Genomic DNA, 22,704 nt, shown 5'->3' with positions numbered 1-22,704 from the left:
TACTAGGCCGGGAGTGGAGCCCGCGGAACGACCCCTACTAGGCTGCTGCCGTGACGAAGGTATTGAACTCTCTCCCGGTCGGTGAACGAATCGGCATTGCATTCTCCGGCGGTCTCGACACCTCGGTGGCCGTGGCGTGGATGCGCGAGCACGGCGCAGTGCCGTATGCGTACACCGCCGACATCGGCCAGTACGACGAGCCGGATCTGTCCGATGTGCCCGAGCGCGGCCTGGCCTACGGGGCCGAGCAAGCGCGGCTCATCGACTGCCGCGAGCCGCTCGTCGAGGAGGGCCTGGCTGCACTGACCTGCGGCGCATTCCACATTCGTTCGTCGCTGCAGACGTACTTCAACACCACCCCGCTCGGCCGCGCGGTCACCGGCACGATGCTGGTCCGCGCCATGCAGGAAGACGGCGTCTCGATCTGGGGCGACGGATCGACGTACAAGGGCAACGACATCGAGCGGTTCTACCGCTACGGCCTGCTCGCCAATCCGCAGCTGCGGATCTACAAGCCCTGGCTCGACGAGGCATTCGTCGCCGAGCTCGGCGGCCGGCACGAGATGTCGCAGTGGCTCAGCCAGCGCACGCTCCCCTACCGCGACTCCGCCGAGAAGGCGTACTCCACCGACGCCAACATCTGGGGTGCCACCCACGAGGCCAAGAGCCTCGAATACCTCGACACCTCGCTCGAGATCGTCAACCCCATCATGGGCGTGAAGTTCTGGGACCCCGAGGTGGAGATCGCCGCCGAGGAGGTCACCGTCGAGTTCGAGCGCGGCCGCCCGGTCCGCATCAACGGCAAGACCTTCGACAGCGCTGTCGACCTCGTCATGGAGGCCAACTCCATCGGCGGTCGCCATGGTCTCGGCATGAGCGACCAGATCGAGAACCGCATCATCGAAGCCAAGAGTCGCGGCATCTACGAGGCCCCCGGCATGGCGCTGCTGCACATCACCTACGAACGCCTCGTCAACGCCGTCCACAACGAGGACACCGTCGCCTCTTACCACAACGAGGGCCGTCGACTCGGACGCCTGCTGTACGAGGGACGCTGGTTCGATCCGCAGGCGCTGATGCTCCGTGAGGGCCTGCAGCGGTGGGTCGGCAACGTCGTCAGCGGCAGCGTGACACTGCGGCTGCGCCGCGGCCAGGACTTCACCATCGTCGACACCCAGGGCAGCAACTTCAGCTACCACCCCGAGAAGCTGTCGATGGAACGCAGCCAGGGCCAGGCATTCTTCCCCGGCGACCGCATCGGCCAGCTCACCATGCGCAACCTCGACATCGCCGATTCACGCAGCAAACTCGAGCAATACGCCGCGCAGAATCAACTCACCGCTTGGGGCGACCTGATCGGCGAACTGCCCGCAGGCGGAGCCGACGCCATCGCAGCAAGCGGCCCCGACAGCTCCGTCGACTCCTCGGCACTCGACCACGCCGCCATCGAGTCCGGTACCGACTAGAACTGCTTGCGCAACTGGGTCGTTCCGCAGGCTCCACTCCTGCCCGAACTCGCAGTTATGCACGGATTTCCGCCGATTTCCGTACATAACTGCGAGTTCGGCGGGGTCAGTCTTCTGCAGGCTCGACCAAGCCCTGATGCTCGTCCCGCTCCGCCCATTCGAGTAACTCGTCGATGGCGAACACTGCGTCGTCGATGCCGGCGTGCAGGTCACCCAACTCGGCGAATCTGGCCGGCACCGTGAACATCGTGAACTCGCGCGGGTCGACGCTCGCGACCTCGTCCCAGGAGATCGGCGTCGAGACCGTCGCCTGTTGATTTCCGCGCACCGAATACGCGCTGGCGATGGTGTGATCGCGGGCATTCTGGTTGTAGTCGACGAACAATTTCGACGGGTCGCGGTCCTTGCGCCACCACGTCGTGGTCACGTCCTCGGGTGCGCGACGCTCGACCTCACGCGCGAAAGCCAGTGCAGCCCTTCGTAAATCCTTGAATCCGTAGGCCGGGTCGATGCGCACGTAGATGTGCAGTCCATGACCGCCGGAGGTCTTGGGCCAGCCGACGGCTCCGAGGTCTTCCAACACCTCCTGAACGACCCCGGCGACGCGTCGCACTCGGTCGAAGGGGCAGTCGGGCATCGGGTCGAGGTCGATGCGCCACTCGTCGGGCATCTCCACGTCGGCGCGGCGGCTGTTCCACGGATGGAACTCGACGGTCGACATCTGCACCGCCCAGGCCACGTGCGCCAACTCCGTCACGCACAATTCGTCGGCAGTGCGGTTGTAGCGGGGGAAGGTAACCTGCACCGTCTCGAGCCACGGCGGCGCTCCGTTGGGTACGCGCTTCTGGTGCACCTTGTCTCCGGCGAGACCCTTGGGGAAGCGGTGCATCATGCAGGGCCGCTCCCTCAGTGCCCGCACGATGCCGTCGCCCACGCTCAGGTAGTAGTTCACCAGATCCAGCTTGGTGGCACCGCTGTCGGGGAAATACACCCGATCGGGGTTGGAGATTCGTACGATGCGGTCGCCGACCGGTAACTCGATCGACGGTGAGCTACTGGCCATGAGATCGAGCGTAGGCGATCACGAACGCAGCGTGATGCCGTATCGGTCTCGCTTGCGGTAGATGGTCGCTCGGCTCATGCCGAGTTCCTCGGCCGCGTCGTTCATCGTGATGCCGGGTTGCGAGAGCACGCGAATCATCTCGTCGCGCTCGAATGTCTCGATGCGGGTGAGTCGATGGGTGGTGTGCGACAGCACCTCCGGCGGCAGGTGTTCGATGCCGATGACGTCTGCGCGGATCGCGGCCCGATGCATGACCGTCGCCAGTTCCGCGACGTTTCCCGGCCAGGCGTACTCCCGCAGCGCCCGCTCGGCGGCGGTGGTCAGCCTGACGGCCCGGCCGCGTACCCGGCCCGCGAGGTGCAGGGCGAGCGGCGCGATGTCGTCGGGCCGATGTCGCAGGGAAGGCAATTCGACGACTGTGCGCAGCAATCCGGCGAGTGCATGCGGAACGTCGTCGTAGTTCGATGCCGTGACGGTCACCGGCACACCTGCCCCTGCACGACGAAGCAGTTCCGCCAACGTGTCTGCCGCACGGGCGGGCAGCCTGTCGACGTCGCGGATGACCACGGCGGTATCGGGTTTCGGCAATTCGGGGGTCCACAGGTCGAGCCAGGCCTCGACGTCACGGGCAGCGGGCGCACCGGCGCTGAGGATGCGGCCGCGGGGCCGAGATGTCCGCAGCGCTCGGGCCAGGACGGTAGCTCGTCCTGATCCCGCCTCGCCGACCATCAGCACCGAACCGTGATCGGCCAGCGCCGATGTCGCCGAGCCCAGTGCACTGCGCCAGGCCGGCGAGAGGTCGTCGACGATGCCGGATCCTGCTCCGCTGTGCGCGGTCTCGACCCGGAAGACCTCACCGCGCGGTGTGGGCCTGGGCTGCTGGCCCTGCGACCGTGCGAGCATCATCGCCGAGGTGTTTCCGGCCGCCGATTGAGCAAGGGCCAGAAGCAGATCCGACGACGACTGCGACCACGTCGTGAGATTCACACACCCCTCCACCCGGCCGGTCAGTGGATCGAGAACGGGAGCGGCCGCACACGTGTACCCGGCCAACGAGAGCGAGTAGTGTTCGTCCGCCTTCACCACCGCAGGTACCCGATCCGCCAGCGCGAGTGCGAGTCCGTTGGTGCCGGTCTGATCCTCGGCGTAGGAGAACCCGGGTGCCAGGTGAACGCGATCGAGCGCGGCCAGCAACTCGCGGTCCGCGCTGACGCGATCCAGTACGAGACCGTCGGCGTCGGTCAGCATCATCGATACCGGCTCGTTCGCCAGCGTGTCGCGCAGACCGTCGAGCACCTCCCGGCCGCAGCGATAGAACAGGGATTCGCCGTCGTACGTTCCGGAGAAGACGGGAGCAACCTCGTCGAGCGAGACCCCGTACCGCTGGCTGCGATGCCACGACGCCAGAAGGCGGTGGGAGACGGCAGCGAGGGGCTCGGAGTGGAGTCGGGCTCGCACGAGACCCTCCGGTTCAGCCATGTGACCCACGTTACATTCGCATGTCGCAATCTCACCCCGCCGATCGTCTCGAATTGAGACGTCGAGGGGCCCCCGAGGCGGCCCCACAGCCCTACCGTCGTGCACAGATCAACGTGACCCACGTCACGCACTGCAATTCGGGAGGCCCACCGCATGTACACGAAAAACGGCGAGAACTACTTCATCGTCGACGCCCACATCGCCCTGTGGGATGCGCGCGCGGAGAACCAGCGCAACATCCACGGCAAGCAGTTCATCGACTGCTTCTACGACTACCACCGCAACCTGTCCCCCGAATCCGAGCTGTGGAGCTACGAGGAGTACCTCTACCAGGGCGGTGAGCGGCTGATGCACGACCTGTTCGAGATCGGCTACGTCGATCACGCCATCTTCCAGCCGGCCCACCTCGGCGAGTTCTATCACCGCGGCTTCGGCCAGACCGACGAAGCATCGGCACTGGCTGCGGCCAACCCGGACAAGCTGACCTACAACCACCACTTCGATCCTCGCAACGGCGAGCGTGGCCTCGACCAGCTACGCGCGGACGCAGAACGATTCGGGCTGAAAGGCGTCAAGCTCTACACAGCCGAGTGGAACGGCGATTCCCGCGGCTACAAGCTCGACGACGACTGGACGCGGCGCTACCTCGACGTGTGCCGCGAGGTCGGCATCAAGAACATCCACGTGCACAAGGGCCCGACCATCCGCCCGCTCGACCGTGATGCCTTCGACGTGGCGGACGTCGACCACGTGGCCACCGATTTCACGGACCTGAACTTCGTCGTCGAGCACTGCGGACTGCCGCGGCTCGAAGACTTCTGCTGGATCGCCACCCAGGAACCGAACGTGTACGCCGGACTTGCCGTGGCCATTCCGTTCATGCACACGCGTCCGAAGTATTTCGGGCAGATCATGGGCGAGCTGCTGTACTGGCTGGGCGAGGACCGCATCTTCTTCTCCTCCGACTACGCGCTGTGGACGCCCAAGTGGTTGGTCGAAGGATTCGTCGATTTCCAGATCCACGAGTCCCTCGACGAATACGCGCCCATCACGATCGAGCAGAAGAAGAAGGTGCTCGGGCTCAACGCCGCGAAGATGTACGACATCCCGGTGCCCACCGAGCTGCAGCTGCCCGACGCCGACGAAACCGAGACCGGACCGCGTCAACCCGAACGCGCCGACCTCGCGGGGGTGTGATGTGTCGGTAGTTGCAACCCTGTCGAGGCACGACGAGGCGTTCGCCGCTCTCGGACTCGTCCTCGATCCCGAATTGGACGAGCCCATCACCGATCTCGGGTTCGTCCGATCCCTCGAGGTCGACGACGGCGTCGTGCATGTTCATCTCCGGCTGCCGACGTCGTTCTGTTCACCGAACTTCGCGTATCTGATGGCGGGAGACTCCAAGGACGTGCTGACGGCGTTGCCATGGACCGAGCGAGTGCTGGTCGAGCTCGACGATCACCACGACTCGGACAAGATCAACGCCGGCCTTGCCGCCGACGCCGGCTACCGCGGCACTTTCGGACACGAAGCCGAGGAGAACCTCGACGAGCTACGAGCGACGTTCCGCCGCAAGGCGTACGTAGCTGCGATGGAACGCTCGCTCAAAGCATGGTTGCGGGCGAATCCCGATGCGACCGAGAACGATCTGTCGACGGTCGTGCTCGGGGATCTTGCGGACGACCGAACGTCGAACGCATTGCTCCGCCGCCGTGAGGCACTCGGACTTCGCACGGATCCGGCCGCCTCGGCGCTGGTCGATCACGCCGGCCGCCCGCACACCGGGGACCTGACGATGGTGATGCGGCGAGCCCGCGCCACCCGCGTGTCGATCGACGGCAACGCGCACTTCTGCCGCGGACTGCTGCAGACCCGCTACCCCGGTGCCGAGGAACAGCAAGTCCCACGCGCAGAGGGCGCATTCATTCCCCTGACCACTGTCGCTGTCCCACAACGCACTACACAGGAGCATTCACGATGAGCACGATGCGCGCCGTCCAGGTTGTCGGCTACCACCGGAAGCTGGAGATGACCGAGGTCCCGATTCCCGAAGTGCAGGGTCCCCTGGACGTGATCGTGAAGATCGGCGGAGCAGGCGTGTGCCGCACCGATCTGCACATTCTCGAAGGCCAGTGGGCCGAAAAGTCGGGTGTCACATTGCCGTACACGATCGGCCACGAGAACGCTGGCTGGGTGCATGCGGTGGGATCGGCCGTCACCAACGTCACCGAGGGCGACAAGGTGATTCTGCATCCGCTGGTCACGTGTGGACTGTGCCGCGCCTGCCGATCCGGCGACGACGTGCACTGCGAGACAAGCGATTTCCCGGGAATCGACACCAACGGTGGGTACGCGGATTACCTGAGGACCAACGCCAGGACAGTGGTGAAGATCGACGACTCGCTCGAGCCGTCCGCGGTGGCCGCACTCGCCGACGCCGGCCTGACCGCCTATCACGCGGCGGCAAAGGCGGCCCGACGGCTGACACCACGCGACAAGTGTGTCGTCATCGGTGCAGGCGGCCTCGGCCACATCGGCATCCAGGTTCTCGAGGCGCTCTCCCCCGCTGAACTGATCGTCATCGACCGCAACGCCGATGCCGTGAAACTTGCTCTCACCTTGGGTGCCGACCACGCGGTGGTCGCCGACGGCAGTCAGGTGGACCAGATCATGGAGCTCACCGGCGGGTTCGGTGCCGAGGTGGTGCTCGACTTCGTCGGCGAAGGTGGTTCCACCGCAGAAGGATTGGCGATGACAAGACGGGCCGGCGACTACCACGTCGTCGGATACGGCGAGAACATCGATGTACCGACGATCGACCTGATCTCCGAGGAGAAGAACATCGTCGGCAACCTCGTCGGGTCGTACAACGACCTGTGCGATCTGATGTCGCTCGCCGCGCGAGGCGCGGTGAACCTGCATACGCAGACCTATGCGTTGGACGACTTCCAGAGCGCCATCGACGACCTCGACAACGGACGTGTTCGCGGACGCGCGATTCTCGTACCGTGAAAACGGGTAGTAGCAAGAACCATCACTTCGACCACGAGGAGCACCGTTGATCTTCATCACCGCCAAGTTCAAGATCAAGCCCGAGCACGCCGACAACTGGCCCGAGATCTCACGCGATTTCACCGAAGCATGCCAAGCCGAGGAAGGGTGCCTCTGGTACTTCTGGTCGCGCACCCTGGACGACCCCACCGAGTACGTCCTGGTGGAGGCCTTCAAGGACCCCGATGCCGGTGCGACGCACGTGAATTCGGATCACTTCAAGCAGGCACAGAAGGATCTCCCGCCGTACCTGCAGGAGACGCCGAAGATCATCAGCCAGGAAGTGGACGGAACCGACTGGAACGAACTGGGCGAGCTCGCGGTCGACTAGTTCGAGCCGCGATCCCGGACCACCTGGCCCAGCGTCACGATGGCGTCGGCGAACTGCCCAGGTAGTTCCTGAGGCGGGTTGTGGCCACAATCGACCTGACGAACGTCGATCAGATCGTCGAAGTGCGCCGCGTGGTCCGGGCGGCCGTACAGCGAGGCGACGGTGTCCTCGGTCGGATCGATCACGACCGTGGGCACCGTGATCCTCGGTTGCTCGGTCAGCAACTCCTGGGTCGCTGCGTAGGCCGCGTCCCCCACCTCGATGCCGTAGCGGTGCCGGTAGGAATGCACGGAGACGTCGACGAAGTCGGGGTTGTCGAACGACGGTGCAGTGGCCGCGAATTCGGAGTCCCCGAACCGCCAGGTGGGCGACCAGTCCGTCCACAGTGTCTGTGCGATCTCTGCGCGGTACTCCGCGAGCCCGGCCCGACCCCGCTCGGAGTGCAGGTAGTACTGGTACCAGAACCGCTTCTCCAGGTGCGGGGCCACCGGCGTCGACACCGCCGCGGCGATGTCCTGGATCAGATAGCCGGAGACGCTCACCAAGCCCGACACCAGCTCCGGCCACATCGCGGCAACGACGCAGGCCGCTCGCCCACCCCAGTCGTAACCGGCGACGATGGGCTCGTTCAGCTCCAGGGCGAGGATCAGCTCACGGAGATCATGGCCGATCGCAGCCTGCTCACCGGAGCGCATCGTGGCCGCGTCGACGAACCGGGTCGGACCGAAACCGCGCAGGTACGGCACCACCACGTCGTAACCGGAATCGGCGAGCAGCCTCGCGACGTCGTCGTAGCAGCGCGGGTCGTACGGAAACCCGTGCAGCAGCACCACCGAACGACCGGACGGATCACCGAGGCGGTCGTAGGCCACGTCCAGCACCCCTGCGCGAATCATCATGGGTCCATGTTCGCATTGTCGGGCAGAGGGTCAGCTGCTCAGCACATCCTGCATGCCGGGAGCGAGGACATCGGACAGATCCGTCCATGGAACGGTGATCGTGACGAGGCCGATGCCGTAGGAACCCACCTGATAGTCACCGAAGTGAATGTTCATACCTTCCGGTGACGCCGTCCAGTTTCCGAAGTTGGCCACGGTCGGCTCGATGCCCGAGCGCTCGAAGCTCTCGCCGGCCCGGGTGGTCGGAAGAATCCTCGCTGCCTGATCGGAGAGCCGAGCCAGACCTGCGTCGAGATCGGTGAACGCATCGTCGAGGGAGATCGGTTGCGCGGTGTCCGCGTCGATCGTCACGGTCGCAATCAGAGAGTTGCCATGCGCTCCGGGCGGGACGGCGATCCAATCGGTGATCTGTTCGGCACTGATCACGCGGCTCCCCACGTGGGTCGTCCCCGTCGAGTAGCCGTCGCTGAGAGCGAACTCGTATCCGTAGTCGCGATCGATCTGATCCTGCAGCGCGGCTCGCATCGACTCGTTGAACTCCGCTGTGACGGCGGGATCCCCACCACTGAGCTGCGGAATGGCCACGTCGTACGTCGCATTCCCCGTGGATCCGGCGACGCGGGTGCTGCCCAGAACGTAGGGCTCGGCGGCGTCCGGCTTCTCGGTGGGCTCGGGCGCTGCTGTGGCGGTCGGCTCGACGCTCACCGTCGTCGCCGCGGTAGCGGGAGGTGCGGGCTCCGGCGTTGCAGTTCCCGAGGTGGAGCATCCCGCGAGGACCACGGTCACGGCCAACGCGACGGTCATCGAGCGAATACGAGTCATGACCGACCCTAACCACAGACCCGACGGGTAGTACTGCAAATCGGGTGCAGCCGACCGCGCTGAGCGCGGCTGGTTGCACCCGATTCGAAGCCCCGCAGCACGAAAAAGCCCGGCACCTCGAAAGGTGCCGGGCTTCTTCAGTGCAACGAGGGACTCAGAAGTCCATGCCGCCCATGCCACCGGTCGGATCGCCAGCGGGCGCTCCGGCCTTCTCGGGCTTGTCGGCGACGACGGCCTCGGTGGTGAGGAACAGAGCCGCAATGGACGCTGCGTTCTGCAGTGCCGAGCGGGTGACCTTGACCGGGTCGTTGATGCCTGCAGCGAGCAGGTCCTCGTACTCGTTGGTCGCGGCGTTGAGCCCGTGACCTGCGGGCAGGTTGGAGACCTTGTCCGCAACGACGCCGGGCTCGAGGCCTGCGTTGAATGCGATCTGCTTGAGCGGAGCGGACAGTGCGACGCGAACGATGTTCACGCCGGTTGCCTCGTCACCGTCGAGCTTGAGGTTGTCGAGTGCGGGCGCTGCCTGGAGCAGTGCCACGCCGCCACCGGCGACGATGCCTTCTTCGACGGCTGCCTTGGCGTTGCGCACGGCATCTTCGATGCGGTGCTTGCGCTCCTTGAGCTCGACCTCGGTAGCCGCTCCGGCCTTGATGACTGCAACGCCACCGGCCAGCTTGGCCAGGCGCTCCTGCAGCTTCTCGCGGTCGTAGTCGGAATCGGAGTTCTCGATCTCGGCGCGGATCTGGTTGACGCGACCGGCGATGGCGTCGGAATCTCCCGAGCCCTCGACGATGGTGGTCTCGTCCTTGGTGATGACGACCTTGCGTGCCTGACCGAGCAGCTCGAGTCCGGCGGTCTCCAAGGAGAGGCCGACCTCTTCGCTGATGACCTCGCCACCGGTGAGGATGGCGATGTCGGCGAGCTGCGCCTTGCGACGGTCACCGAATCCGGGAGCCTTGACGGCGACGGACTTGAAGGTGCCACGGATCTTGTTCACCACGAGGGTGGAGAGAGCTTCGCCCTCGACGTCCTCGGCGATGATGACGAGCGGCTTGCCGGACTGGATGACCTTCTCCAGCAGCGGCAGCAGGTCCTTGACGGTGCTGATCTTGGAGCTGACGAGCAGGATGTACGCGTCTTCGAGGACGGCTTCCTGGCGCTCTGCATCGGTGGCGAAGTACGCCGAGATGTAGCCCTTGTCGAAGCGCATGCCCTCGGTGAGCTCGAGCTGCAGGCCGAAGGTGTTGGACTCCTCGACCGTGATGACGCCTTCCTTGCCGACCTTGTCCATTGCCTCGGCGATGAGCTCGCCGATGGACGGGTCGCCTGCGGAGATGCCAGCGGTAGCAGCGATCTGCTCCTTGGTGTCGATCTCCTTGGCGGACGCGAGCAGGGCTTCGGTGACGGCTGCAACAGCCTTCTCGATGCCGCGCTTGAGGCCGAGCGGGTTCGCGCCGGCTGCGACGTTGCGCAGGCCTTCACGGACGAGTGCCTGAGCGAGAACGGTAGCGGTGGTGGTGCCGTCGCCTGCGACGTCGTCGGTCTTCTTGGCGACCTCCTTGACGAGCTCGGCGCCGATCTTCTCGTAGGGATCTTCGAGCTCGATCTCCTTGGCGATGGAAACACCATCGTTGGTGATCGTGGGAGCTCCCCACTTCTTCTCGAGTACGACGTTGCGACCCTTGGGGCCCAACGTCACCTTTACTGCGTCGGCGAGGGCATTGAGGCCTCGCTCGAGGCCACGGCGTGCCTCTTCGTCGAACGCGATGATCTTGGCCATTGCGAAGTGATCCTCCGGATTGGGGGTGACACATTGCTGGCCGAGCTCGGTGCCCGCGACGGACGACCAGGGGTGTCGTTGATTCCCCGGCCTCACCGTGTCCCGACCTGGCACTCACGTGTCGAGAGTGCCAACTGCATTTCTAGCACTCGACCATGGCGAGTGCAAGGTCGACCATTCATGCAAGCCGAGGGGCGAACCGCCGCCACCCCCATGCCCGACGCCACCGCGCGGCGACAGCCGCGAGCGGATGCTCACCTTCGCGAGGGTCCTTCACGCACTGTTCACATCCGTACGCGTTGTTAACATCCGAATACTGTGCTTCGAACCATCGGCGCTAATACCGTTGAGCGACAACAGCTTCGACGCCAAAAAATTCGGACAAAACCCTACAAAAACGACAAGAAGGATCGAAACATGTCCGATACGGTCGACACCTCGTACGACAACTCGGCGATGGACCACGAGGAGGAGGGCTACCACAAGGGCCTGAAACCTCGGCAGTTGCAGATGATCGCGATCGGCGGCGCAATCGGCACCGGCCTGTTCCTCGGCGCGGGTGGACGCCTCGCCAGCGCCGGACCCGGCCTGTTCCTTGCCTACGCGCTCTGCGGAATTTTCGTATTCTTCATCCTGCGGGCCCTCGGCGAACTGGTGCTGCACCGTCCGTCGTCGGGCAGCTTCGTCTCGTACGCGCGCGAGTTCTTCGGCGAGAAGGCAGCTTTCGTCGCGGGCTGGATGTACTTCCTGAACTGGGCTATGACGGCCATCGTGGACGTCACCGCCATTGCGACGTACATGCACTACTGGGGCAGTTTCGAGGTGATTCCGCAGTGGGTCATCGCGTTGATCGCGCTGGTCATCGTCATGAGCCTGAACCTCGTGTCGGTCAAGTGGTTCGGTGAGATGGAATTCTGGGCCGCCATCATCAAGGTCATCGCGTTGGTGACGTTCCTGATCGTGGGCGTGGTGTTCCTCGCGGGCCGAATCCCCGTCGGCACCCAGATGCCGGGCATCAGTCTCATCACCGACAACGGCGGCTTGTTCCCATCCGGCGCATGGCCGCTGGTCATCGTCATCTCGGGTGTCGTGTTCGCCTATGCAGCAGTCGAATTGGTGGGTACCGCAGCCGGTGAGACCGAGAACCCGGAGAAGATCATGCCGCGGGCGATCAACTCGGTCATCGCCCGTATCGCACTGTTCTACGTCGGCTCGCTGGTGCTGCTCGCCCTGCTGATGCCGTACACCGCGTACCAGTCCGGGACGTCGCCGTTCGTGACGTTCTTCTCGAGCATCGGCCTCGGCGGCGCGGGCACCATCATGAACATCGTCGTGCTCACCGCGGCACTGTCGAGCCTCAATGCCGGCCTGTACTCCACGGGCCGCATCCTGCGGTCGATGGCGATGAACGGCAGTGCGCCGGAGTTCACCAAGAAGATGACCAAGGGCGGCGTTCCGTTCGGCGGCATTCTGCTCACCTGCTTCATCACGCTGTTCGGTGTCGCGCTCAACGCCATCGCCCCCGGCGAGGCCTTCGAGATCGTGCTGAACATGTCGGCACTGGGCATCATCGCCAGCTGGGCCACCATCGTGCTGTGCCAGATCCAGCTGTTCCGCTGGTCCCAGAAGGGCATCGTGGAGCGGCCCAAGTTCCGGCTGTTCGGAGCGCCGTACACCAGCTACGCGACCCTGGTGTTCCTCTTCGGAGTGCTGGTGCTGATGGCCTTCGACGCCCCGATCGGCAGCTGGACCATCGCCACTCTGGTGGTCATCGTCCCCGCACTGATCGGTGGTTGGTTCCTGGTGCGCACCAAGGTGCTCGCGGTGGCAGAGGAACGCCTCGGCTACACCGGCCAGTACCCGGTGGTGGCCAACCGCCCGACCGAACCGGAGGAGTAGCCGATTCGCGTGACGGGCCCCGAAGACCGGTGCCCCGTCACGCGGCCGCGGCGGCGTTGTTGATCAGCTGCACCACCGCACGCGGATCCTCCACCGTCAGAATCAGCCGCTGATACTCCTGCTGCTCGAGCTCTATGACGATCGTGTCGGCACTGCCGGTGACGTTGTAGAACGTCTTGACGCCGTCGCGGTGAAACGTGCCCGCGGTCTTTCCCGGCAGACCGAGCCCCGGTGCTCGAATCCCCTTGGGCTCCTTGCTTGCTCCCGGATCGTGGGTAGCTCCGCGTACGCTGCTCAGCGGGATCTCGAGCTTCCGAGTGAACGACCACACCTTGTCCAGCCCCTGCGGCTCCACCACCAGGGTGCCGTCGACGACGGTCACGGAATTCATCTGAGTTCTCCTTCGATTGCAATGGTCGAGTCGATACCGGCGCGCACCAGTAACCGTTCGCCGAGGGCGCGCGCGACGTCCCCGGTGGCACCGGAAGCAAGGCTGCTCGCGCAGATTTCGCGGACATGATCGTCGAACGGCGCAAGTTCCAACAACGCCACGAGCAGCAGATCCACGTCCCATCGAGTACTGGTCAACGCAGCGAGAAACAATCCTCGCTTGCTGCCGAACGCCTGATAGAGACTGCCGCGATGCAGTCCCGTGACGCGCAGCAGATCGTCCAGGGACGTTCCTTCGTAGCCGCTGGATCGAAACTGCTCGGCGGCCGACGCGACGACGGTCGCCTCGTCGAAGCTTCTGGTACGTCCCATGCACCGAGCATGGCAGATTGATGACCGATCGGTCAAGAACGATCGGTCAAGAAAACTTGAGCCACCGCGACCTTGTGAACGGCGAGCGTCGCGGCGGCGGTTCCGGAACTCCTGCTTCCACTGCAGCCGCGACGGCGTCGCTGAGCTCTACGCAGGTTCGGAAACGATCCGACGGATCCTTCGCCAACGCCCGCGCCACCACCGCGTCGAGGCCCCGCGGCAACGAGCGTCGACGACGCGTCACCGACGGCGGCTCGGCCGTCAAATGCGCTGCGGTGATGGCCAACGGCGTGGCCAGCGGATACGGCGTCCGGCCGGTCGCCAATTCGACGAGCGTCGCCCCCAGGCCGTAGACGTCGGTCTGCGCACTCAGCACTCCCCCACGAAGCAGTTCCGGCGCCGCATACGGGATGGATGCCAACACCGTCCCGCCTGCAGCGAGCGGAGTCGAATCACCCAATAGGCGCGCAATTCCCCAGTCCGACAACAACACCTGCTCGTAGCCGTCGATTCGCTCGGTGGAGATGAGAATGTTGGCGGGCTTGACGTCCCGATGCACGACGCCCTGCGAGTGGGCGTAGTCGAGTCCCTTGGCCACCTCGGCGACGATGCGCGCCACCCGAGAGACGTCGAGGGCTATCTGTCCGCGGGCGACGAGCCGCGCAGCACTGTAACCGTCCACGTAGTGCATGGACATCCACAGCTGATGCTCGAACTCACCGTGCTCGTGCACCGACACGATGTTCGGGTGCACCAACTGTGCGGCGACGGCCGCTTCCATCCGAAACTTGTTGCGCAACCTCGGAGATCGCGACGCCTCCCGGTCCAGAATCTTGAGGGCCTCGTACCGATCGTGGCCCCGGCCGAGAACCAGATACACCTCGCTCATACCGCCGACCCCGAGGCGGCGCTGGACCCGGAATCCGGCGAACTCCGAACCCGGCTGCAATCGACTGGTCACCGAATCACCTGCTGCACAACATTTTTCACGCCGCGAAATACGAGGGGTGACACAATCGGACACGTCCGCAGCATCGGCAGAACTGTAGTCCGTTCGACTGTTCGAGGCGACTCGACAGAGCGCGCACCCACGCCCGTTTCCCAGTTCGGCCGCCCTCGCACGTTTCGCCACCTGGGCCGATGTCGTTTATGGTGATTACCGGTACTTGACCGAAACAAGAGAAAAAGAACGGCAAGCCGATAGTGGTCAGCCGATTACGGTGACTCGAGTTGTAAGGAAGTCAAGTTAAGTGAAAGCAATAAAAGAAGCCTGGGGTGGCCTGCTCAAGCCGGTTTTCATCCCCGCATCGATCGTCATCTTCGTGATGATCGCCTTCTCCGTGGTCTATGCGAGCACGGCGGCGGATTCGTTCGAGACGCTCAACGAAGCCATCACCGCAGGCGTCGGCTGGTGGTACATCCTGGCCGCGACCGGCTTCGTGCTGTTCGCCCTGTACTGCGGCCTGAGCCGAGTGGGCAACATCCGCCTCGGCCGCGACGACGAGAAGCCCGAGTTCGGCGTCCTGTCCTGGTTCGCCATGCTGTTCAGCGCCGGCATGGGCATCGGCCTGGTGTTCTACGGCGTCGCCGAGCCGCTCTCGCACTACGTGACGCCACCCGAGGCGGGCGGCGTTCCCGGTAGCACCGACCCCGCTGCTCGCCAGGCGATGGAGCTCACCCTCTTCCACTGGGGCCTGCACGCCTGGGCCATCTACGTCGTCGTCGGACTCGGCATGGCGTACATGACCTACCGCAAGGGTCGCCCGCTGACCGTCCGCTGGCTGCTCGAGCCGCTGCTCGGCCGCAAGCGCATCGAAGGTCCGATCGGCCACGCCATCGACACCGTCGCAATCGTGGGCACCCTGTTCGGTGTCGCGACCTCGCTCGGCTTCGGCGTTCAGCAGATCTCGGCCGGCCTCGACTACCTCGGTTGGGTGGAGACCACCAACCTGTTCGTGATCGTGCTCATCGCCGTGATCACCGGCATCGCCACCTTCTCGGTGGTCAGTGGAGTTTCCAAGGGACTCAAGTGGCTCTCGAACATCAACATGGGGCTGGCGGCTGCGCTCGCCCTGTTCGTGCTGCTCCTGGGACCGACACTGTTCCTGATGCAGTCCTGGGTGCAGAACCTCGGCGGCTACGTTCAGGCGCTGCCCGAGCTCGCCCTGCGCACCTCGCCGTTCTCCGACGACGGCTGGGCCGGCGGCTGGACCATCTTCTACTGGGGCTGGTGGATGAGCTGGGCACCGTTCGTCGGCATGTTCATCGCGCGTATCTCCCGTGGCCGCACCATCCGTGAATTCGTGTTCGGCGTGCTGCTGGCTCCGACCATCGTCGGGTCGCTGTGGTTCACCATCTTCGGTGACACCGGCATCCTGCGGCAGCGCAACGAGGGAGACCTGCTCGACGCCGAAGGGGCAGTGAACACCAACACCAGCCTGTTCCAGGTGCTCGACGGCCTCCCGATCGCCGCGATCACCAGCGTCATCGCCATCGCGGTCATCGTGTTCTTCTTCGTGACGTCCTCGGACTCGGGCTCGCTGGTGATCGACATTCTCTCGACGGGTGGCCAACTGGAAACCCCGAAGATCACCCGCGTCTACTGGGCCGTGCTGCAGGGCATCGCCGCAGCGGTACTGCTGCTCGTCGGCGGGACCAGCTCTCTGACAGCGTTGCAGACGATGTCGATTGCGACGGCCGTGCCGTTCTCCGTGGTGTTGGCGCTGGCGTGTGTGTCGATGCTCAAGGCGTTCCGCTACGACGTCGCCACCACCCCGCGATACGTGCGGGTGACCACCACCTCGGAGGTCACCGGTGACGACACGGACACCCCCGCTCGGCCGACTCCACGCAAGAAGGCGACGTCGGGTATCTCGAGCACGTTCTCCGGCCTGACGCCATCACAGGAGGGGCTGACCTCGGCTGCTTCCGGCGGAACCGTCGTACTCGCAGTGCACGAGGTCTCGACCGAGCAGCTCGAAGTCCATCCCGAGACGGGAGCCGTCGAGTACTCGAGCGACAACGCTCCGGTCGACCCCCTGGGTGGAGAGGTCTTCGACACTCAGGAGTTCGCCGAATCGGCCGAGGGGCAGAACCAGAACAACCCCAGCTGAGCCGTTTCCACCACTCTCTGACCCTCGCGAACTTTCGCGGGGGTCAGAGGTTCTTCGAAGCCCAGTCGGTGAGAGCCTCCAGCGACGGCAGCAGCGCCTCTCCCGACGGCGTCAGGCTGTATTCCACCGAGATGGGCGGACCCTCCGTGACGGCCCGTGCCACCAGCCCTGCTCTGCCGAGCTCACCGAGGCGCTCGGACAGCACCGAGTCACTGATCCCGCCGACGGCGCGGCGGAGTTCCGAGAATCCCATCGGCCCGTTCATCAGAGTCGCCAGCAGCAGGCCGTTCCATCTCTTGCCGAGAAAGCCGAATGCTTTGGTCAGCGCTCCATCACAGGCACGAGGGTCGTGAGGCTGCTCGTTCGAGACCATGCCTCCACCCTACCGAGGTGCTAGAGTCCGCCTTGCTACTTCGCAATTACTAGTGGCCTCAGAAATGAAAGCAGGGCACATGTTCATCGCAACCCTCGTCGTCTCGGTTCTGCTCGCTGTCGCACTCACGTTCTCCGCGATCGGAAAACTGACGAAGAATCCCTCCGTCGTCCCGATGCTCGAGCAGGTCGGGGTTCCCGCCGACAAGATCCCGTGGCTCGCCTACCTCGAGATCCTCGGTGCCGTCGGCCTCCTGGTCGGCTTGGTCGTCTGGCCGATCGGCGTCGCTGCCGCCGTCGGCGTCATCCTCTACTTCGTCGGAGCCGTCGTCGCGCACCTGCGCGCCGGGGACAAAGACTTCGCACCCGCCGCCGGACTGGCCGTGTTCTCCGTCGTCGCGCTGGTTCTACGGGTGCTCAGCGCCTGACCAGTCGTAATCCATCTGGCCCGCGGTGGCGAGAGCATGATCGGCTCCCGACCACCGCGCGACCAGATGCAGCGCCAGATCCAGACCGGCACTGATTCCCGCCGACGTCGCCAGGTCGCCGTGATCGATGTACCGAACACCCTCGTGAACGACGAGCGCGGGCCACCGTTCGCGCAGCAGTTCCAAGTCCTCCCAGTGCGTGGTGACCGGACGACCGTCGAGCAGTCCCGCAGCCGCGAGCACGAACGCACCGGTGCACACCGACGCGACCAACTCGGCGGTGGGCCGAAGACCCTGCAGCCACTGCAGAACGCTGCCGTTCGCCTCGACTGCGTCCACGACGCCACCGGGAACCAAAACGAGGTCGTAGGGCCGTGGGTCGTCGATCGTGGTGTCGACGCCGATCCTCATTCCGCCCCGAGCAACAGCTGCCCTGTCGTCGATCCCGACGAGCGTCACCTCGAACGGCGCTGCGCTGCCTGCACGTTCGGCCACCCGGTTGGCCACCGAGAACACCTCGAACGGGCCGCACGCGTCGAGTACCTCGACATCGTCGAACAACAGAATGGCAATGCTTCTGGTCATTTTTTTCCTCAACTGCTCGTGGTGGAGACGATGACGGGCACCATGACCGCGGCCATCACTGCGGCATTGACGTCCGAGACGGCCTTGCGCACAGCCGCGCCGGCCCACTCCCCCTCGGCGATCTCCTTCGCGCGCCGCTTCAGCAGCTTCTTGTCCGCATCCTCGATCACCTTGTGTGTCAGATCCACTGCCGAAATCAACGAGATCAACGCAGCCGTGTGCGGCGACGGCGTCGTCCCGTCCACCAGTGCGCTGCGTAGCGCGTCTCGCAGCACCTTCTCACGCGAGGTGTCCTCGGCAGGCCACGTCGTCGTCGGGAACAACCCCCACACCTTGTCCTTCTTCTCCGTGACGAAACCCTGTGCGACGAGTCGCGCAGCCAGTTCCTTCGCCAGATTCTTCTGCGACTTCTCGATCACCTTCTGTGGCTTCATCGGCCGCGACGCCGACGCGACCAGATCGAACACTCGACGCAACGCCGGGTCACTCGGCGCTTCGGTCGTGGAGCCTGCGACGACCACGTGATCCTTCTTGATCTGCTCGTCCGGGCCGGTGATACGCAGCGACCCGATCATGGCGAGCTCGACGACCAGCGCACCTGCCAGTACCCGTGGCAACTTCGTGCTGTCGGCGAGCGGCTTGCCCGAGTCGTCGTCGAGCAACAGCAACAGCAGGTCCTCCGCGATCAAGGTCATGACGCGAGGCTACTCAGAATGTACGGGTAGTTGTATGCCAGCAGTTGTTCGAGAATCGCTATGTCCACATCGGCGAGCTTGTTCACGTACAGGCAACCCGCTCCTCGCTTGTGCTTTCCCAGCTGTTCGAGCAAGCTCTCCGACTCCGGGGCGTACGTGGCGCCGTACACCGACAGATTCGCCTTGCGTGGGGAGAACCCGACGACGAAATACTCTCCCCGGCGGCCACTGCCCGTCGTGTATCGATAGCTTCCGAAACCCACCATCGTCGGACCCCACATCACCGCCGGTTGCCCGGTGACGCGGCCCATGATCTCGGCGAGCGCGAACCCGTCCGCACGGCGAACCGGGTGCTCCACAGCCGCCAGGAAATCCTCGGCCGATACGTCGGTGGGTCGCGTCAGGTTCTCGTTCAATTGATCAGGGCCTGCCAGTTCGACGGCACCCGCTCGCGCGGACCGGGAACCGTCTGATCGAGTGGACGATGTTGCGGCGGAGCCAGTTCCGGCCCGTCGTACATCTGCTCGTCCTCGTAGTTGTAGAACCATTCCTCGCCGGGCTCGTAGCTGCGCACGAACTGGTGCCGGGTGGACTCTGCATGTTTGCTGGCATGCTGCGACGGCGAGGAATCGCAACATCCGATGTGCCCGCACTGCGCGCACCGCCGCAGATGTACCCACCACCCCTGCGTCTGCGTGCACTCCACACAACCCGGTCCCGACGGCGGAATCTTCGGGTCGATGCCTTCGATGGTCATGGTTCCTCCTCGATTGCAGGGTCGACGGGCAACCGCACGACGAATCGTGTGTCACCGGGTTCGGACACCAACCGCAGCTCACCCTGATGCTTGTTCACCACGATGCGCCACGAGATGTCCAGGCCGAGCCCCGTGCCCTCGCCGACCGGCTTGGTGGTGAAGAAGGGCTCGAAAATGCGCGACCGAATCTCCTGCGGCACACCGGGTCCGGTGTCGCAGATCTCGATCTGGACCTGATCCTCGTCCAACGACGTCCGCACCGTCAGCACCCCCTTCTCCTCGGGGGTAGCCGCCATCGCCTGCACGGCATTGTCGATCAGATTGGTCCACACCTGATTGAGTTCGGCTGCGTAGGCCGGGATCGGCGGCACCGCGGGGTCGTAGTCCTTGACCACCGTGATGTCGTCACCGATCTTGCGGCCCAACATGATCAGGGTGCTGTCGAGTAGTTCGCGCACGTCCACCGTTCGATACGGCGCACGATCCATCTGCGAGTACTGCTTCGCTGCACCGACGAGCGTGGAGATGCGCGTGGTCGAATCCGAGATCTCGTTCATCAGCAACTCGGTTTCGACGGTGTAGTTGAGCCACCGAATTGCGCCCTCGAGCAACGCTGGATCGTCGACTGTCGCGGAAACCCGATCGAGCCACGGCACGTCGAGACCGGCCGAGACGAACGTCGGAGCCAGATCCCAGCCGTCACCGATGCCCTTGTCCTCGAACCACTCTCCCAGTTCGTCCTCGCGGTCCGACGCCTCCATCGCGGTCAGCTTCGGAGCCTTGGCGACCAGCTCCACGGCCTCGTTCTGCAGTCCGACCAGATGCGCCAAGCTGCCGCGATCGAGAGTGCCACCGGCGATCATCGCCAACTTCTGCCGCATGTGCGCCACCCGATTTCGCAACGCCGACGTCGCCCGCACCGCAGCCGCCGCCGGATTGTTCAATTCGTGCGTCAGCCCGGCCGACAGAGAACCCAACGCCAACAGGCGTTCTCGTTGTTCCACTATCTGCTTGGTGTTCTGATTGCCGAAGAACAATCCCTCGAGCAGATGCAACGCCATCGGGAACCACTCCCGCACGATGGACGCGAAGCACTCGGCGTCGAGCACGAAGAACCGGGAGGGCTCGGTCACCCGCATCGAACCCTGGTACGTCTGCGGCACCCGATCGCCCAGGTAGGCCTGCCACGCACCCGCGTACACCCCGCGTTGCGAGGTGCGATTGACCACCAGGTCCTCGCCACCGGAAAGCTTCGAGAGGACGACGGCCCCCTCCATCAGAACGTAGAAGCACGTCGCCGGATCACCTTCCGCGTACACCGGCCCCGGCTCGATCGTTTCGATGCGCCCGTCTCGGCACAGCTCCGCCAGCTGCGCGTCGGTGAGCTGCTCGAACAGGAAGAGCGTCCGTAACTCTTCCGGATCACATGCGGGTGTGTTCTGCGTCGGCTCGGTCATGGGTTCGCCAGATATCTGTGCACCAACATCACGGCCATCGCTCCCTCTCCCACCGCCGACGCGACGCGTTTGGCCGAGTCGGATCGCACGTCACCGGCAGCGAACACACCCGGCACACTCGTTTCGAGGTGGTGTGGGAGACGGGCGGGCGTCCACCCGGCAGGCCCGCGCCCGTCGACGACGAGATCCGGCCCGGTGACCACGAATCCATGCTCGTCCCGCACGAGGACCCCGTCGAGCCACTCGGTGCGCGGTGCCGCGCCGATGAACAGGAACAGGTACTGCGCGTCGACCGTCGTCGTCTCCTCGGTCGCTCGGTTGTGCAGCGTGATCGACTCGAGGTGACCGTCTCCCGCTACCCCGACGACCTCGGTGCACGGCCGCACGCTGATCTTCGGGTTCTCCTCGATCTGCTTGATCAGGTAGTACGACATCGACGCTTCGAGCGAGGTGGCCCGGATCAGAATGGTGACCGACTTTGCCCCGCGCGAGAGATACACCGCCGCCTGACCGGCCGAGTTCGCCCCTCCCACGATGTAGACGTCTTGCTCGGCGCAGCGCGCGGCCTCCGTCATCGCCGATCCGTAGAACACGCCGCGTCCGGTGAAGTCGTCGATTCCGGGTGCGTCCAAACGCCTGTAGGCGACACCGGTGGACAGGATGATCGTCTGCGCGCTGATGCTGCGGCCGTCGGCGAATCGCACTGTTCGCGCAGCACCGTTTGCTTCGAGGCCGACGACGTCCTGAGTGGTGACCACCTCGGCACCGAACTTCAGTGCCTGACGACGAGCCCGCTCGGCGAGCTGAGCTCCCGAGACCCCGTCGGGAAAACCCAGGTAGTTCTCGATCCGTGAACTCTGTCCGGCCTGACCGCCCGTCGCGGTCCGCTCGATCAGGGTGGTCCGCAGGCCTTCGGACGCGCCGTACAGCGCGGCTCCGAGTCCGGCCGGACCGCCACCGATGACGACCAGATCGTAGAACTCCTCCGACGGCGAGACAGTCAGGCCGAGTCGATCACCGAGTTCGGCATCGGACGGCTCGATCAGCGCGGCGCCCTCGGTGGTGATGACCACCGGCAGCCGTCCGTCGTCCACACCCGCCGCGGCCAACAGCCGCGCCCCCTCGGCCTCGTCGGACATGTACCAGCGATACGGCAGCTGATTGCGAGCGAGGAACTCGCGGATCTCCGACGAACGCGCCGACCAGCGGTGGCCGACGATCTTGGTGTCCTCCACGGCTCGGTGGTCGTACGCACACCAGGCCTCGAGCTGGGCGTCGAGCACGGGGTACAGCTTTTCCTCGGGCGGATCCCACGGCTTGAGCAGGTAGTAGTCGAGATCGACGACGTTGATCGCGTCGATCGCGGCGTCGGTGTCCGCGTATGCGGTGAGAAGAATGCGACGGGCGGTCGGAAAGATGTCCATGGCCTGCTCGAGAAATTCCATGCCGCTCATCTGCGGCATGCGGTAGTCGGCCAACAGAATGGCGACGGGGGTACCGCGCAGCGCGAGTTCTTTCAACGCGTCGAGAGCGCCGGCACCGGACTCCGCCCGCACGATGCGGTACTGCTCCCCGTAGCGCCGACGTAGGTCGCGGGCGACCGATCTCGACACTCCTGGGTCGTCGTCGACGCTGAGAATGACCGGTTTCATGACCCTCCAGAACTGGTGCTCATCAACGACATGAGCATGCCACCGCGTCACCCCGAATGGGAGGCAAGCGGGCCTGGAAAGAGCGGGGTCAGA

The 22,704-nt window shown here is 64.8% G+C and carries 23 protein-coding genes; 8 read left to right on the top strand and 15 right to left on the bottom strand.

The window, feature by feature from the left end; all coding sequences use genetic code 11:
* Positions 1-50: 50 nt before the first annotated feature.
* Positions 51-1,466, top strand: coding sequence for an argininosuccinate synthase (argG, locus tag R3P95_RS10740; protein ID WP_068048189.1), 1,416 nt, complete (start codon positions 51-53; stop codon positions 1,464-1,466).
* Positions 1,467-1,572: 106 nt separating this feature from the next.
* Here the strand turns inward: argG and ligD are convergent, their stop codons facing one another.
* Together ligD and R3P95_RS10730 are read right to left on the bottom strand one after the other, a co-directional pair.
* The gene (ligD, locus tag R3P95_RS10735) at positions 1,573-2,529 is read right to left on the bottom strand and encodes a non-homologous end-joining DNA ligase (RefSeq protein WP_317548341.1); all 957 of its coding nucleotides are present in this window, start codon (positions 2,527-2,529) and stop codon (positions 1,573-1,575) included.
* Between the two features lie 18 nt (positions 2,530-2,547).
* Positions 2,548-4,008 (bottom strand): helix-turn-helix domain-containing protein, encoded by a 1,461-nt coding sequence (locus tag R3P95_RS10730; protein ID WP_317548340.1) that lies wholly within the window; start codon positions 4,006-4,008, stop codon positions 2,548-2,550.
* A 153-nt stretch (positions 4,009-4,161) separates the two neighbouring features.
* Here R3P95_RS10730 and R3P95_RS10725 point away from each other — a divergent pair, with 153 nt between their 5' ends.
* The 4 genes from R3P95_RS10725 to R3P95_RS10710 are packed head-to-tail and all read left to right on the top strand — an operon-like array spanning position 4,162 to position 7,390.
* Complete coding sequence (locus tag R3P95_RS10725; RefSeq protein ID WP_317548339.1) at positions 4,162-5,205, top strand: amidohydrolase family protein; 1,044 nt, start codon at positions 4,162-4,164, stop codon at positions 5,203-5,205.
* Between the two features lies 1 nt (position 5,206).
* Entirely contained in the window at positions 5,207-5,989 is a 783-nt protein-coding gene (locus R3P95_RS10720) for an iron-sulfur cluster assembly protein (RefSeq protein WP_262498440.1), read from the top strand.
* Positions 5,990-5,994: 5 nt separating this feature from the next.
* Positions 5,995-7,020 carry an NAD(P)-dependent alcohol dehydrogenase gene (locus R3P95_RS10715; RefSeq protein ID WP_094641432.1) on the top strand — a complete coding sequence of 342 codons (1,026 nt, stop codon included), beginning with the start codon at positions 5,995-5,997 and terminating at the stop codon, positions 7,018-7,020.
* 46 nt (positions 7,021-7,066) lie between these two features.
* Positions 7,067-7,390, top strand: a complete 324-nt coding sequence (locus R3P95_RS10710) for a putative quinol monooxygenase (protein WP_068048178.1) — start codon at positions 7,067-7,069, stop codon at positions 7,388-7,390.
* Here the strand turns inward: R3P95_RS10710 and R3P95_RS10705 are convergent.
* The 3 genes from R3P95_RS10705 to groL form a co-directional block, all read right to left on the bottom strand.
* Positions 7,387-8,289: an alpha/beta fold hydrolase gene (locus R3P95_RS10705; protein WP_317548337.1), complete on the bottom strand. Its 903-nt coding sequence runs from the start codon at positions 8,287-8,289 to the stop codon at positions 7,387-7,389. The genes R3P95_RS10710 and R3P95_RS10705 overlap by 4 nt on opposite strands.
* A gap of 30 nt (positions 8,290-8,319) precedes the next feature.
* The gene (locus tag R3P95_RS10700; RefSeq protein WP_317548336.1) at positions 8,320-9,111 is read right to left on the bottom strand and encodes an RsiV family protein; all 792 of its coding nucleotides are present in this window, start codon (positions 9,109-9,111) and stop codon (positions 8,320-8,322) included.
* 154 nt (positions 9,112-9,265) lie between these two features.
* Complete coding sequence (gene groL, locus R3P95_RS10695) at positions 9,266-10,891, bottom strand: chaperonin GroEL (protein ID WP_094641012.1); 1,626 nt, start codon at positions 10,889-10,891, stop codon at positions 9,266-9,268.
* A gap of 417 nt (positions 10,892-11,308) precedes the next feature.
* Here groL and R3P95_RS10690 point away from each other — a divergent pair, with 417 nt between their 5' ends.
* The gene (locus tag R3P95_RS10690) at positions 11,309-12,790 is read left to right on the top strand and encodes an amino acid permease (RefSeq protein ID WP_068048170.1); all 1,482 of its coding nucleotides are present in this window, start codon (positions 11,309-11,311) and stop codon (positions 12,788-12,790) included.
* A 37-nt stretch (positions 12,791-12,827) separates the two neighbouring features.
* On the opposite strand, the gene R3P95_RS10685 is transcribed toward R3P95_RS10690, so the two are convergent.
* From R3P95_RS10685 to R3P95_RS10675, 3 genes are read right to left on the bottom strand one after another with little or no spacing between them, the layout of a single operon-like run.
* On the bottom strand, positions 12,828-13,181 hold the full coding sequence (locus tag R3P95_RS10685) for a PH domain-containing protein (protein WP_068048169.1): 354 nt from the start codon (positions 13,179-13,181) through the stop codon (positions 12,828-12,830).
* Positions 13,178-13,552, bottom strand: a complete 375-nt coding sequence (locus R3P95_RS10680; protein ID WP_317548335.1) for a TetR/AcrR family transcriptional regulator — start codon at positions 13,550-13,552, stop codon at positions 13,178-13,180. Before R3P95_RS10680 ends, R3P95_RS10685 begins: the two co-directional genes overlap by 4 nt.
* A 46-nt stretch (positions 13,553-13,598) precedes the next feature.
* Positions 13,599-14,513, bottom strand: a complete 915-nt coding sequence (locus R3P95_RS10675) for a serine/threonine-protein kinase (protein ID WP_317548333.1) — start codon at positions 14,511-14,513, stop codon at positions 13,599-13,601.
* A 289-nt stretch (positions 14,514-14,802) separates the two neighbouring features.
* Here R3P95_RS10675 and R3P95_RS10670 point away from each other — a divergent pair, with 289 nt between their 5' ends.
* Entirely contained in the window at positions 14,803-16,665 is a 1,863-nt protein-coding gene (locus tag R3P95_RS10670) for a BCCT family transporter (protein WP_317548332.1), read from the top strand.
* A gap of 43 nt (positions 16,666-16,708) precedes the next feature.
* Here R3P95_RS10670 and R3P95_RS10665 read toward each other — a convergent pair whose 3' ends face one another.
* Positions 16,709-17,038 (bottom strand): winged helix-turn-helix transcriptional regulator, encoded by a 330-nt coding sequence (locus R3P95_RS10665; protein ID WP_317548331.1) that lies wholly within the window; start codon positions 17,036-17,038, stop codon positions 16,709-16,711.
* A 79-nt stretch (positions 17,039-17,117) separates the two neighbouring features.
* On the opposite strand from R3P95_RS10665, the gene R3P95_RS10660 reads away from it, so the two are divergent.
* A complete protein-coding gene (locus tag R3P95_RS10660; protein WP_094641008.1) occupies positions 17,118-17,465 on the top strand; it encodes a DoxX family protein in 348 nt (115 codons plus the stop codon).
* On the opposite strand, the gene R3P95_RS10655 is transcribed toward R3P95_RS10660, so the two are convergent.
* The 6 genes from R3P95_RS10655 to R3P95_RS10630 are packed head-to-tail and all read right to left on the bottom strand — an operon-like array spanning position 17,445 to position 22,611.
* Positions 17,445-18,050 carry a DJ-1/PfpI family protein gene (locus R3P95_RS10655; RefSeq protein WP_068048154.1) on the bottom strand — a complete coding sequence of 202 codons (606 nt, stop codon included), beginning with the start codon at positions 18,048-18,050 and terminating at the stop codon, positions 17,445-17,447. The two genes, R3P95_RS10660 and R3P95_RS10655, sit on opposite strands and share 21 nt — an antisense overlap.
* A gap of 8 nt (positions 18,051-18,058) precedes the next feature.
* Positions 18,059-18,745: a GOLPH3/VPS74 family protein gene (locus R3P95_RS10650; RefSeq protein ID WP_317548330.1), complete on the bottom strand. Its 687-nt coding sequence runs from the start codon at positions 18,743-18,745 to the stop codon at positions 18,059-18,061.
* Positions 18,742-19,161: a DUF1801 domain-containing protein gene (locus R3P95_RS10645; protein WP_317548329.1), complete on the bottom strand. Its 420-nt coding sequence runs from the start codon at positions 19,159-19,161 to the stop codon at positions 18,742-18,744. The genes R3P95_RS10650 and R3P95_RS10645 overlap by 4 nt, the downstream gene beginning before the upstream one ends.
* The gene (locus R3P95_RS10640) at positions 19,158-19,502 is read right to left on the bottom strand and encodes a UBP-type zinc finger domain-containing protein (protein WP_094641005.1); all 345 of its coding nucleotides are present in this window, start codon (positions 19,500-19,502) and stop codon (positions 19,158-19,160) included. The genes R3P95_RS10645 and R3P95_RS10640 overlap by 4 nt, the downstream gene beginning before the upstream one ends.
* On the bottom strand, positions 19,499-20,959 hold the full coding sequence (locus R3P95_RS10635; RefSeq protein WP_317548328.1) for an ATP-binding protein: 1,461 nt from the start codon (positions 20,957-20,959) through the stop codon (positions 19,499-19,501). Before R3P95_RS10635 ends, R3P95_RS10640 begins: the two co-directional genes overlap by 4 nt.
* Positions 20,956-22,611: an FAD-dependent oxidoreductase gene (locus R3P95_RS10630; RefSeq protein WP_317548327.1), complete on the bottom strand. Its 1,656-nt coding sequence runs from the start codon at positions 22,609-22,611 to the stop codon at positions 20,956-20,958. Before R3P95_RS10630 ends, R3P95_RS10635 begins: the two co-directional genes overlap by 4 nt.
* Positions 22,612-22,704 lie beyond the last annotated feature (93 nt).

It is taken from the genome of Rhodococcus cercidiphylli, from assembly GCF_033042225.1.
Lineage (GTDB): Bacteria > Actinomycetota > Actinomycetes > Mycobacteriales > Mycobacteriaceae > Rhodococcoides.
The sequence above is the reverse complement of the archived record's forward strand: the minus strand, read 5'-3'. Positions and strand labels throughout refer to the sequence as shown.